Raw genomic sequence first — 11,117 nt, forward strand, 5'->3', positions numbered from 1 at the left:
CGAGGGAGCGGTGCCGAACAGGCCGGGGTGGGTGATGCCGGTGTAGCGGATGCCGGGCAGGTGCCTTGAGGTGGCCTGCTGGCCGTGGAAGTCCCAGATCGCCTTGTAGGCGTCGGGGTAGTACTCGGTGAGGAAGCCGCCGGCGTTGGTCTTGGCGAAGATGCCGGTGTAGCCCCAGCCCTGGCCCGGGGCCGGCCCCGTCTCCTGGGGGACCGGGCCGAGGTCGAGGATGTCGACGACCAGCAGGTCGCCGGGTTCGGCGCCCTGGATCTCGACGGGCCCGCTGAGCATGTGGGCGTGGGTGAGGTCGACGTCGCGGACGTCGTTGGCCGAGTCGTTGTTGCCGAGCTGGGCGTCGGTCCACTCGCGGCACTCGACCCGGAACTCGCTGCCGGGCCGCACCGAGGCGGCGGGAGGGATGTCGGGGTGCCAGCGGTTGTGACCGGGGACGGCCTGGTCGCGCATGGACTTGGACTGGTCGACGCTGAAGACCACTTCCGGCATGTCGATCCCTCCTCGTGCGGGGTCGCTAGCGGCGGGGCAGGGCGGCTTGGCGGGGGTCGGCGGGGGCGCGCCGCCGGACCGGCCGCGGCGGGACCTTGCGCACCACCTCGGGGTGGTCGGCGCTGGCCTCCTGGCGTTCCAGGGCGCCGGCCAGGGCCGCCTGGACGCGGCGGACCGGCAGGGCCGAGAACTGGCGCCGGCCCTCCCGGCGGCACGCCGGGCAGGCGGCGGAGGGGGTGGCGCTCCCCATCGAGCGGCGGACGGTGAACGGCCCGCAGGCCGGGCAGCGATACTCGTACTCGGTCACCAGGTCACCTCCGTGGGGGGCCTGTCCGAGAGATAGCGCGTGCTGAGAATAATTTCTTGAGAAAGTATTGACCGCTTCCCGACGGGCCTGTCAAGCCCTCGTCGGGGTGAGCTGGTCGAGGACCTCGAAGTCCATGCTGTCGGCCCTGGCCAGGTAGACCCGCTGCTCGAGGTGGCGGCCACGCAGCTGCACGGCGCCTCGCGGCCCGTCGTAGCCGACGGTGTCGGCGACCGCGCAGATGCGGTCGACGTCCAGGCTCCGGGCCCGCCGGATGAGCTGGACCAGCAGGCGCACGCCCTCGTAGCAGGACTCGCCGAGGCTGTTGAGCACCGGGGCCTCGGGCCCGTAGCGGGCGCTGAAGCGGCCGATGAAGTCCAGGCTGTCGGAGGTGGCCAGGGAGTCGAAGAAGCCCGCCGAGGCGAACAGGCCCCTGGTGCTGTCGGCACCGGAGGCCAGCAGCATGTTCTCCTCCATCAGGGTGCTGAGCCGCAGCAGCCGCTGGTCGAGACCGGCGCGGGCGAAGGCCCGGTTGAACTGCACGGCGTCGTCGCCCACCAGCAGCATCAGCACCGCCTCGGCGCCGCTGCGCTCGACCCGGCGGAGCACGTCGCCGTACTGCTCGGTGCCGAGACGGACGAACACCTCGTCGCAGATCTCGGCGCCGCTGACGCGGGCGTACCGGCGGGCGGCGGCCGCCGATCCGCGCGGCCAGACGTAGTCGTCGCCGACGATGCACCAGCGGCGGATGCCGAGCTCCTCGGCCATCCACCGCATCGAGGGGAGCAGCTGCTGCGACGGGGTCTCGCCGACCAGAAAGACCCCCGGCGTCCGCTCGCCGCCCTCGTACAGCGGCGTGTAGACGTACGGAACCCGGCCGGTCACCCTCGGGGCGATCGCCTGGCGCACCGCCGAGATGTGCCAGCCGGTGACGGCCTCGACCGACCCGGCCGTCACCAGGGCGTCGACCTCGTCGGCGACCCGGCGGGGGCGAGCGCCCCCGTCGACCACCACGAACCGGAGCTGGCGTCCGAGCACGCCGCCCTCGCGGTTGACCTCCTCGGCGGCGAGCTCGGCACAGGCTTCGCAGGAGGGTCCGAAGATTCCGGCCGGGCCCTGGAGGGGGATGACCAACGCGACCCGGAGCTGGTCGTTACCCATCACGTTCGCTCTCGACCTAGAATAGTTTCTGCTACGAGGTACCCTAGCCCCGGAACCAGCCTGCCGCAATGAGAACCGCCCGACGTGACGAGGACCTGGCCCACCTGCTGAGCCAGGCCGAACGCCGCGTGACGGAACGGTTGTCGGCCGCCCTGGAGGCCGAGGGCCTGACCCTGGCCCAGTGGTGGGTCCTGACGTTGCTCTCCGACGGGGCCGGCCACCCGATGGCCGAGGCCGCCGAGTTCGCCATGCTGCCGGCCCCCACCCTGACCAAGGTGGTCGACCGGATGGTGTCGCTGAACCTCGTCTACCGCCGCCCCGACCTGCGCGACCGCCGCCGGGTGCTGATCTACTCGGCCGCCCGCGGCCGGCGCCTCCACCAGCGCCTCGCCCGCGACCTCAGCCTGGCGGTCCGGGTCCTGGGAGACCCCGCCGACGACCAGGACGCCGCCCAGCTCGCCCGCCTGCTGGTGCGCATCCTGGAACGCCACCAGTAGCCCCGCGTCGGCGGTTCCCCTTGCACCCTGACCGCCCACATGATCAGGCGGATGCTCCAGCGACCGGTCGACGAACTCCTGAGTCTTCACGCTGCGATGGTTTGCGGCTCCCCTCGCCGGTCAGTCAGGTGGCATGCGCTTTGGGAATGTTGAGGTTCGCCCGCTCGGTGGCGGGCTCGGCTGCCTGTTCATGGTGTTGTTCTCGGTGGTCGCCTCGGTGGTGCTGACGGTGCTGGTCAATCTGCTGCTCCGCTAGCACTCCGGGCTGGCCTCGACCACCAGCGGCGTTCGGCGGGGTCACCGGCGGTAGAACGATCAGCCAGCTTCCGGCGTCGGCACGCCCTTGACCGCCAGCCATAGCGCCAGCGACAGCTCGGCCAGCCCGACAGGCAGCAGGATCCCCGGGACGAGCCGGTCGGACAGTGCCGGCGACAGGATCAACGCCAGGGTGTTCAGGACATAGCAGCCGCCCGCCACGACCATCAGCGCGCCAATGACGCGCGGGATGAGCCGCGAGCGGAGGATGAGCATGCCGCTGAGCACGCAGAAGCCCGCGAAGAAGAGGAGCGCGAAGCCGAAGCCGGTGTCGAACAGGCCGACGGCGAGGTAGGAGAAGGCCTGTCGCTGCCCCTCACCCAGCGCGGTGAGCGCGCCGCTCTCCTCGATCATCGCCAGCGGCGCATAGAGACAGAGAAGGCTCGCTGCCTCGACCACCACGCCGGCGACGCTGAACACGAGCGCCAGGCGCGCAAGCGTGGGTTCCACCGCCTTGAACAGCCCGCAGATGAGCACGTTCGTCACAATGGCGGGGACCAGGTAGAGGAGGTGGACGGCGACCCCCCACCGCCACAGCGCCTCGTCGGCGGCGATCGCGCGCGCTGTCGCGGCGGCGTCGCCCGGCACGACCAGCGATCCCCGCACGAACGCTTCGGCGAACAGTCCGCCGGCGATCACCATGAGGTAGCACAGCCCCGCGATCCGGGCCTGCCGCACCAGCGATGCCGGGCGAGCCTGTTCCATCACCGCCTGGTTCACCACTTCCATCACCCCATCCAACCCGGTGTGGTACGTCAATTGGCGCGCGGACGCTCTGAGACTAGGGACGGGGCGATGGCGGCGGATCGGCCATCGGGATGAGCCGCGGCGCCAGGCGTCGCCGCTTCCGGTGCCGGCCCCGACCAAGGTATCGGTCGCTGCGACCTCGGTATCGACCGCGGCGCCGGCGGATGAGAGGCGGATCCCGGGGCTAGCCCGGCTGCCGCCGGTCAGCCATGGCCCTCGCCAGGGGTGACCAGGCCGCTCTCGTAGGCGGTCACCACGACCTGGGCGCGGTCGCGGAGGTCGAGCTTGGTCAGGATCCGGCCGACGTGGGTCTTGACCGTCTGCTCCGCCAGCACCAGCGTGTCGGCGATCTCGCCGTTGGACAGGCCGCGGGCGATCAGCTTGGCGACCTCCAGCTCGCGCGCGGTGAGGCTGGCGAGCTGATCGGGGCGTGGCCGGTCGCGGCGTGGCTGGCTGGCGAACTCCTCGATGAGCCGGCGGGTGACGGTCGGCGCCAGGAGGGCCTCGCCGGCGGCCACGATGCGGACGGCCGCGACCAGGTCGTCGGCGGTGGCGTCCTTGAGCAGGAACCCGCTGGCGCCGGCGCGGAGCGCCTCGTACACGTAGTCGTCGAGGTCGAAGGTCGTCAGCATCAGCACCCGCGGCCGGTAGTCGACACCGACGGGCGGGTGCATCAGTCGCCGGGTGGCCTCCAGCCCGTCCATCACCGGCATGCGCACGTCCATCAGGACCACGTCGGGCCGCAGTTCGCGGCAGGTCCGCACCGCGTCCTCGCCGTTGGTGACCTCGCCCACCACCGCCATGCCCTGCTGGGCGTTGAGCAGCGCGCCGAACCCCTGGCGCACCATCGCCTGGTCGTCAGCGAGCATGATCCTGATCATCGGGGAGTTCCCTCCGGGTTCCCCGAACCCCCTCGGCAGGTGGTCATGCCTTCTCCGCAGGGGTCGCCGCCAGGGGCAGGACCGCCTCGACCAGGTAGCCGCCGTCGCTGGTCGGCCCGGCCGACAGGGTGCCGCCGAGCATGGCGGCCCGCTCCCGCATGCCGACGATGCCGTGCCCGGCCGCGCCCGCCATCGGGTGGGGACCGGGGCCCGGCGGCCGGTCGTTGCGGACGTGGAGCCGCAGGCGCTCGGGCTCGTAGCGGACCTCGACCGCGGCGGGTGCCGCCGGCGCATGCCGCAGGGCGTTGCTGAGCGCCTCCTGCATGATCCGGTAGGCCGACAGCTCCACCGCCGGCGGCAATGGCCGCTGGTCGCCCTCGACGCGCACGTCCACGGTCAGCCCGGCGCCCTGGACGGCTGCGACCAGTCCCTCCAGCCGGTCCATGCCGGGCTGGGGCACGCGTTCGGGGCCGGCGTCGGCGCCACGGAGCACGCCCAGCAGCCGCCGCATCTCAGTCAGCGCCTCGCGGGCGATGGCGCTGGTCTCGGCCATGTCGTCCTTGACGGCCTCCGGCAGCCCGGGGATCCGGAACGGCGCGGTCTCGGCGCGCACGGCGATCACCGACATGTGGTGGGCGACCACGTCGTGGAGCTCCCGCGCGATCCGGGCCCGTTCCTCCAGCAGGGTGCTGCGCGCCTGCTCCTCCTGCTCCCGCCGCCTGCCCTCGACCAGCTCGAACGTCAGCCGCCGCCGCGTCCCGGTGAGGTAGCCCAGGGCGATCAGCACGGTCGCCAACAGGATCCCGAGGTAGGCCTGGTTGAGGGCGTCCACGCCGGCCCCGGTGGCGACATACCCGAAGACGATGATGGCGTCGGTGACCAGCCAGACCCCGACCAGCAGGTGGAGGTCCAGCCGCACCGCCACGGTGTAGGTCACGTACATGGCGACGAAGACCAGGGTCGGGAGCCACGGGGGCCCCACCCAACCCTCCGGCGGCACGAGCAGCGGCGTCGCCGCGGCCACCACCACCTGCAGCCGCCAGGCCCGCAGCGGCGTTGCGGCGGCCAGGCCCAGCGGCAGTGCGATCAGCGCCGCCACCGGCGGCACGACGATCTCCCACAGCCGGCCGCTGTCGACGAGCATCTGGGTGCTCAGCAGGAACGTCCCGACCGCGGCCAGCCACAGGATGGGCGCCCGATAGCGGCTCAGCCAGCCGAAGCGCCCCTCTCCCGCCGGCAGCGGCGGCGGCTCCGGCCCGACGAGCAGTTCGGTCGGGGCGCTCACCAGGCGCCTGAGTGCGTCCTGGAAGGAGCGGACGTCGGAGGCCTCGCGGGCGGCACGCCGCCACGACGGCGCTTGCCGGTCCGGCCGACCAGCCAGCGGCGCGCGCAGCGCCCGCCAGCGTCGGCGTGCCCAATCTGGCGCTCGGCGGCTGCGGAACCTCATGGCAGGCAGGCTACATGCGGCTGTGCGCGCGGTCGTGACCCTGCGGAGTGATCTCCGGCGGCGGGTCTCATACCCGGGAGCCAGACCCCCGCTACCACCGGACCCGACGCGCCCGTCCCGTGGATGTCCGGGTCGGGCGCGATGGCGGCCCGCGCTGCGCCTCCAGGGCCAGGCGAGCCCGCATCCGATACCCGAGCGCCACCCGCAAGACCGCACCGGGGCGTGACGCGCCACCCAGCTTGCGGCGGGACCTTCCGTCCGATGGCCAGACCCGCTGGCCTGCAGAGCACGGAAGGCACCCCGATGTCCACCCCCCGCACCGAGGTGCTCGGGCGCCGCGCCCGGCGCCCGAGATGGCGGCTCGCCGCCGCGGTCCTGCTCGCGATCCTGGCGCTCGGGCTGCCGGCCGTCCGCGTCGACGCCATGCCACGGACCCAGCCAGGTCCCGGCCCCGCCACGCTGGCCGCGGTGCCGGACGACTTCCCGGCGGTGATGGGGTACATGCCGGTGACGGCGCGCATGGCCGGCGGGACCGTCCGGCTCGCCAAGCCCACCGGAGCGTGCTCGGCGCCGGGCGGCGACGCGCCGTTCGGGTTCGAGCAGGTCTGCAGGGTCCACGACTACGGCTACGACCTGCTCCGCTACGGGCACGCGGGTAGGCAGCGCCTGACCCCAGAGGCGCGCCGGCAGCTCGACGCCATGTTCGACCGCGACCTGCACGCACGCTGCCAGGCGACCAGGCGTGGGCTCGCCCGGGTGGGCTGCCACCTGCTCGCCGAGGGGTTCACCGCCGTCGTCTCCGTCAACTCCTGGCGGCAGCGCTACGGCAACCCCGCCAGGGAGTCGCCGCCCGGCTGGTCGCTCGGGCTCGTCGCCCCGATCCTGGCCGCGCCGTTGTTGCCCCGCCTGGTGCGCCGCCGCGGCGCCCGTGCCCGCCGCGCCCGTGCCCGCCGCGCCGGTGGGCGGCTACGGGCGCTCGCCGACGCCACGCCGGCCGGCCGCGACCGCTACGTCGACTTCCTGCGTGTGATCAGCATCGTCACGGTGGTGCTCGGTCACTGGACGATCGCCGCCGTGGCCCCCTCCGGCGACGGCCTTGCCGCCGGGAACGTGCTGTCGACCACCCCGGGCCTGTGGTTGGCGACCTGGGTGCTCCAGGTCATGCCCGTGTTCTTCCTCGTCGGCGGGTTCTCCAACATGGTGAGCTGGCAGGCGCTGGAGCGCCGCGGCGGCGGCTACGTCGAGTACCTGTCCGGCAGGATGGCGCGGCTGCTGCGGCCAGCACTGGTCTTCGCGGCCGTCTGGCTGGTGATCCCGCCGGTGCTCGGCCGGCTCGGTCTGCCCGGCGAGCAGGTCCAGCTGGTCGGCAGGATCATGGGCCAGCCGCTGTGGTTCCTCGGCGTCTACCTGGTGGTGGTGGCGCTGGCCCCGGCGATGGTGCGGCTGCACCGACGCTTCCGCCTGTGGGTGCCGGCCGCCTTCGCCGCCGCCGCGGCGGCGGTCGACGCGGTCCGTCTCGCGGCCGGCATCCATCAGATCGGCTACTTGAACCTGCTGCTGGTGTGGGTGCTGGTGCAGCAGCTCGGCTTCTTCTACGCCGACGGCACCCTGGAGCGGCTGTCGCGCCGCGCGCTCGCCGGCCTGGCCGCCGCCGGCCTGGCGGGCCTGCTCGTGCTGACCGGGACCGGCCCGTATCCGCCGAGCATGGTCGGCCTGCCCGGCGACCGGTCGAACATGAGCCCGCCGACGGTCTGCATCGTGGCGCTCACCGTCTGGCAGCTCGGCCTGGTCATGCTCGCCCGCGCGCGGGTGTCGGCCTGGCTGGCCCGCCGTGGACCCTGGACCGCGGTGATCGCGGTCGGCTCGATGGCGATGACCCTGTACCTGTGGCACCTCCCAACGATGGCCGCCCTCTACGGCCTCGTCCTCGCCGTCGACGGACCGCTGCCCAACCCTGGCTCGGGTGCCTGGTGGGCGACCCGACCGCTGTGGCTGGCAGTGCTGGCGGCGGTCCTGGCCCCGCTGGCGCTGGCCCTGTCCCGCTTCGAGCGATCCCGCCGCCCGGCAGGCTTCCCTACGCGGACCCTCGAGACGCGCACCGGCCGCGTCGCCGCCGTGCTCGGCGTCGTCCTGGTCACCCTGGGCCTGCTCGGCTTCGTGGCGAGCGGCTTCACCCCCCTGCTCGACCCCCACGGCAGCCCCCTGCTGGTCCTCCGCGTCGACCCGCTGCAGAACCTGCTCCACCTGGTGGTCGGTGCCGCACTCCTCGGGGCGGCCCGCACCGGCGCCACCGACTACCCGCGGCCCTGGCTGCTGGCGGCGGTCGGCAGCGCCCTTCCCCTGGCATTGCCGTCCGCCGCGCCGGTAGGGGTCGTCCTCCACCTGGCCGTCGCGGCGCTGGCGCTGACGGTCGCCGCGAGCCGCCGCCAGCAGCCGGATAAGATGACCACGGCATGATCTCGCACGCCTGGCCGCCAATGGATGTTGATCTGCGTTCCGCGGTCTCGATGTCGCAGCTGCGCGAGCTGCCGGCGGGATCGACCCGGGTGAAGATCTCTGCCGGCTCGGTGACGCACTGGGAGGTGGCGGAGGTGCTGCGCATCTCCGCCACCGTCGCCTGGGCACCCACGACCTGCGGGTCGCTCTGCATCTGCTCGACCTTGCCTCGGCGCGGGTCGGGGAGCAGACCGGGTCGGACCATCGGGCAGGACGCGAACTCGTCGTCCAGGTCAGCCAGCAGGAGCTGGCCAACGCCGTGGGCACGGTTCGGGAGGTCGTCGTGCGGGTCCTGCGCGAACTGCGCCAGGACGGCGTGGTGCGGACCGAACGCGACCGGATCGTGCTCCTGGAACCGGGACGGCTCATCCAGGAACAGGGGTGGAACCAAGGTTCCTGACGGCGGTGTCCGGGCGGTCGACACTTCGGCGCATGACCAGAGGACGACCGCGCGACGCGGTGATCGACTGTGCGGTGGTGGGCGCCGGACCAGCCGGGCTGGCCGCCAGCGCCGCCCTCAGCCGACGCGGCGTCGAGCATGTGATCCTGGAGCGGGGCCGGGTCGGCCAGAGCTGGCGGGAGCAGCGCTGGGATTGCCTGCGGCTGAACAACCCGGGTGCCAGATCGCCGAGGACCTGCTGGCCGCGGGTCGGCAGGTGATCCTGGCCACTAGATGATTGGTTCCGATTGGGTTGATGGGTTGTTAGTGGTCGTAGGCGACCAGGGAGCGCTTGTCGGTTGCGTCGATCTCCCAGTTCCACCAGATCGCGGCGGCCAGGGCGAGCAGGCGTTGGCCGACCCGGACCCAGACCCCGGCCAGGGTGCGGCCGCCGTGGCGTTCCAGCCCAAGCTGGTCTTTGAGGGTGTCGAAGGTGCTCTCGATCCACTGGCGCCAGCGGCCCAGCGACCCGTGCCGGCGCGGCTCGTCAGCACGGTCGGGGCGCAGCAGCCTGGCGCCATAGCCGGCGACCAACTGTTCGAACTGGCGGCCGGCGAACCCCTTGTCGGCCAAGATGACCAGCCCCGGCCGCAGCCGGTGCCGTTCGTGGTCCAGCAACGCGGCGACCACCTCCCGCTCCCCGAGCTTGGGGGTGGCCAGGCACCAGGCCACCGGGAGCCCGTCGGGGGCGGCCAGCACATACAGGCGAAAGCCCCAGAAGTAGCGGTGGTGGCTCTTGCAGTAGCCATAGCCGGCATAGGGCCAGAGGGCCGAGCGGCGGACCGTCTCGTGGGAGGCCGCGCACGGCACCGGGGTGGAGTCGACCAGCCGCAGCTGATCGCCCCAACTTGGGGTGTGGGCGGCCAGGTCGGCGATGGCCAGGGCGACCAGGGCGCCGGCTCGGCGCAGCCGCCGGTTATAGGCCGATGGGGTCGGCAGATACGGGAACAGGTGTCCGAGCCGCTGGCCGACCAGCCGCAGCCAGCGCCGCTCCGAGCTGCAGCCCAGCAGAACCTGGGCTACGGCCAGACAGACCAGCTCGGCGTCGCTGAGCTTGGGCCTCCGGCCGGGTCCGCGGCGTGGGCCCAACAGCTCGTCGACCATGACGTACAGTGCGATGACGAGGTCGTCGAGACAGGCATGCACGGGGCCTCCCAGGAGGTCGACGTTGCTTTCGCAACGCCAACTCTCGGCGGCCTCGCCTCAGCTGTCACCACTCGGCGACCTCACTCCGATTCGGAAGCAATCATCTAGCCCGGTCGGGCGCGCCCCCGCCCGCCACCGCGGCCTGGACACGGTGGAATGGCTGGTCGAGTGCGGGTTCTTCCGGCAGCGGCCACAGGACCTGCCCGACCCCTCGGTCATGGCCGCGCCCCAGCCGCTGCTCGCCCCCGGTGGCCGCAGCATGAGCCTCCAGGCCCTGGCGCGGGCCGGCGTCACCCTGGCCGGCAGGCTGGTCGCGGCCCACGGTGAGCAGGTCGCCTTCGACGACAGCGCCCCGGCCAACGTCGCAGCCGGGGACGCCTTGGCCGCCCGCATCCGGATGATGCTGGACCAGGCCATCCGGCGCGCCGGTCTCCAAGCTCACCCGTGGAGCCCGACGACGCGGACACCCCGGTCGGGCTCAACCCACCGATGACCATTGACCTGCGTTCCATACCGGTCGGGTCGGTGGTGTGGTGCACCGGGTACACCGGTGACTTCTCCTGGCTTCCTCCCGCCCTCGTCAACGTTGAGGGCCAGCCACAACACCGCGACGGCGCCGCCCCGCTGCCCGGTGTCTGGTACGTCGGGCTGCGCTGGCTCACCCACCGCGCCTCCGGGAACTTCCTCGGGTTCCCCACCGACGCGGCCGCCGCCGCCGACGCCGTGGTTGCCCACCTCACGGAAGCCACCCGGCCCGCCATGGCGACAACTCCGCGGTGACCTCTTGCGGCACGTCGGTGGGCTTGACGAGCAGGTTCACCGCCGAACCATCGATGGCCTCTCCGCCCGGTGGTGATACCGGCGCTGCGCTGCCTGGTCACCATCGTCGACACCGGCAGCCTCACCGACGCCGCCATCGAGCTGGGCGTCTCCCAGCCCGCCGCCTCCCGGACCCTGCTCTCGCTGGAGCGGGTGCCGGGATCCAGGCTGCTGCACCGGACCAGCCGCACCGTCCCCCGACCACGGCCGGCGTGCAGGTCCTGACCCCGAGGGTGGTCCGCACTCCACCCGACGAGCGGCGCTTGGCCAGCGCCGTCGTCGGCCAGGAACAATGCTACTGCGCTCTGGCACCGACCTTCGGAACGCCCTCGCTTCGGCCCCTGCACCGCCAGCAGCGCGA

Annotated in this window: 14 protein-coding genes and 1 pseudogene; 8 read left to right on the plus strand and 7 right to left on the minus strand. The window is 72.8% G+C overall.

What is annotated here, in order from left to right:
* The 3 genes from VF468_10640 to VF468_10650 form a co-directional block, all read right to left on the minus strand.
* On the minus strand, nucleotides 1–504 hold a 504-nt coding region (locus VF468_10640), incomplete at its 3' end, for an acetamidase/formamidase family protein (GenBank protein ID HEX5878764.1).
* Nucleotides 505–529: 25 nt separating this feature from the next.
* Complete coding sequence (locus VF468_10645) at nucleotides 530–811, minus strand: FmdB family zinc ribbon protein (GenBank protein HEX5878765.1); 282 nt, start codon at nucleotides 809–811, stop codon at nucleotides 530–532.
* A gap of 90 nt (nucleotides 812–901) precedes the next feature.
* Complete coding sequence (locus VF468_10650) at nucleotides 902–1,969, minus strand: substrate-binding domain-containing protein (protein HEX5878766.1); 1,068 nt, start codon at nucleotides 1,967–1,969, stop codon at nucleotides 902–904.
* Nucleotides 1,970–2,037: 68 nt separating this feature from the next.
* Between VF468_10650 and VF468_10655 the strand changes: the two genes are divergently transcribed.
* Both VF468_10655 and VF468_10660 read left to right on the plus strand, forming a co-directional pair.
* Nucleotides 2,038–2,466: a MarR family transcriptional regulator gene (locus VF468_10655; protein HEX5878767.1), complete on the plus strand. Its 429-nt coding sequence runs from the start codon at nucleotides 2,038–2,040 to the stop codon at nucleotides 2,464–2,466.
* 133 nt (nucleotides 2,467–2,599) lie between these two features.
* The gene (locus VF468_10660) at nucleotides 2,600–2,722 is read left to right on the plus strand and encodes a hypothetical protein (GenBank protein ID HEX5878768.1); all 123 of its coding nucleotides are present in this window, start codon (nucleotides 2,600–2,602) and stop codon (nucleotides 2,720–2,722) included.
* A gap of 59 nt (nucleotides 2,723–2,781) precedes the next feature.
* On the opposite strand, the gene VF468_10665 is transcribed toward VF468_10660, so the two are convergent.
* The 3 genes from VF468_10665 to VF468_10675 form a co-directional block, all read right to left on the minus strand.
* Nucleotides 2,782–3,510, minus strand: coding sequence for a DUF4386 domain-containing protein (locus VF468_10665; GenBank protein ID HEX5878769.1), 729 nt, complete (start codon nucleotides 3,508–3,510; stop codon nucleotides 2,782–2,784).
* 221 nt (nucleotides 3,511–3,731) lie between these two features.
* Nucleotides 3,732–4,409 (minus strand): response regulator transcription factor, encoded by a 678-nt coding sequence (locus tag VF468_10670; protein HEX5878770.1) that lies wholly within the window; start codon nucleotides 4,407–4,409, stop codon nucleotides 3,732–3,734.
* A gap of 43 nt (nucleotides 4,410–4,452) precedes the next feature.
* The gene (locus VF468_10675) at nucleotides 4,453–5,694 is read right to left on the minus strand and encodes a sensor histidine kinase (GenBank protein ID HEX5878771.1); all 1,242 of its coding nucleotides are present in this window, start codon (nucleotides 5,692–5,694) and stop codon (nucleotides 4,453–4,455) included.
* A 465-nt stretch (nucleotides 5,695–6,159) separates the two neighbouring features.
* Between VF468_10675 and VF468_10680 the strand changes: the two genes are divergently transcribed.
* The 3 genes from VF468_10680 (at nucleotide 6,160) to VF468_10690 (ending at nucleotide 9,012) form a co-directional block, all read left to right on the plus strand.
* Nucleotides 6,160–8,313, plus strand: a complete 2,154-nt coding sequence (locus VF468_10680) for a phospholipase A2 (GenBank protein ID HEX5878772.1) — start codon at nucleotides 6,160–6,162, stop codon at nucleotides 8,311–8,313.
* 187 nt (nucleotides 8,314–8,500) lie between these two features.
* Complete coding sequence (locus VF468_10685; GenBank protein ID HEX5878773.1) at nucleotides 8,501–8,752, plus strand: helix-turn-helix domain-containing protein; 252 nt, start codon at nucleotides 8,501–8,503, stop codon at nucleotides 8,750–8,752.
* 32 nt (nucleotides 8,753–8,784) lie between these two features.
* Nucleotides 8,785–9,012: an NAD(P)-binding domain-containing protein gene (locus tag VF468_10690; GenBank protein HEX5878774.1), complete on the plus strand. Its 228-nt coding sequence runs from the start codon at nucleotides 8,785–8,787 to the stop codon at nucleotides 9,010–9,012.
* A gap of 43 nt (nucleotides 9,013–9,055) precedes the next feature.
* Here the strand turns inward: VF468_10690 and VF468_10695 are convergent, their stop codons facing one another.
* On the minus strand, nucleotides 9,056–9,937 hold the full coding sequence (locus VF468_10695) for an IS982 family transposase (GenBank protein HEX5878775.1): 882 nt from the start codon (nucleotides 9,935–9,937) through the stop codon (nucleotides 9,056–9,058).
* A gap of 151 nt (nucleotides 9,938–10,088) precedes the next feature.
* Between VF468_10695 and VF468_10700 the strand changes: the two genes are divergently transcribed.
* The 3 genes and pseudogenes from VF468_10700 to VF468_10710 all read left to right on the plus strand — a co-directional run bounded on the left by VF468_10700 (nucleotide 10,089) and on the right by VF468_10710 (nucleotide 10,980).
* On the plus strand, nucleotides 10,089–10,430 hold the full coding sequence (locus VF468_10700) for a hypothetical protein (GenBank protein HEX5878776.1): 342 nt from the start codon (nucleotides 10,089–10,091) through the stop codon (nucleotides 10,428–10,430).
* Nucleotides 10,427–10,717, plus strand: coding sequence for a hypothetical protein (locus VF468_10705; GenBank protein ID HEX5878777.1), 291 nt, complete (start codon nucleotides 10,427–10,429; stop codon nucleotides 10,715–10,717). The genes VF468_10700 and VF468_10705 overlap by 4 nt, the downstream gene beginning before the upstream one ends.
* A 69-nt stretch (nucleotides 10,718–10,786) precedes the next feature.
* Nucleotides 10,787–10,980 (plus strand): annotated as a pseudogene (locus tag VF468_10710) (LysR family transcriptional regulator).
* The last annotated feature ends 137 nt before the right edge of the window (nucleotides 10,981–11,117 follow it).

The organism is Actinomycetota bacterium, from assembly GCA_036280995.1.
GTDB lineage: Bacteria > Actinomycetota > CALGFH01 > CALGFH01 > CALGFH01 > CALGFH01.

Excerpts from the sequence above, each read along its gene's own strand:
- VF468_10650 (HEX5878766.1), bottom strand. The coding sequence starts at position 1,969 with ATGGGTAACGACCAGCTCCGGGTCGCGTTGGTCATCCCCCTCCAGGGC.
- VF468_10655 (HEX5878767.1), top strand. The coding sequence starts at position 2,038 with ATGAGAACCGCCCGACGTGACGAGGACCTGGCCCACCTGCTGAGCCAG.
- VF468_10660 (HEX5878768.1), top strand. The coding sequence starts at position 2,600 with ATGCGCTTTGGGAATGTTGAGGTTCGCCCGCTCGGTGGCGGGCTCGGC.
- VF468_10665 (HEX5878769.1), bottom strand. The coding sequence starts at position 3,510 with ATGGAAGTGGTGAACCAGGCGGTGATGGAACAGGCTCGCCCGGCATCG.
- VF468_10670 (HEX5878770.1), bottom strand. The coding sequence starts at position 4,409 with ATGATCAGGATCATGCTCGCTGACGACCAGGCGATGGTGCGCCAGGGG.
- VF468_10680 (HEX5878772.1), top strand. The coding sequence starts at position 6,160 with ATGTCCACCCCCCGCACCGAGGTGCTCGGGCGCCGCGCCCGGCGCCCG.
- VF468_10690 (HEX5878774.1), top strand. The coding sequence starts at position 8,785 with ATGACCAGAGGACGACCGCGCGACGCGGTGATCGACTGTGCGGTGGTG.
- VF468_10705 (HEX5878777.1), top strand. The coding sequence starts at position 10,427 with ATGACCATTGACCTGCGTTCCATACCGGTCGGGTCGGTGGTGTGGTGC.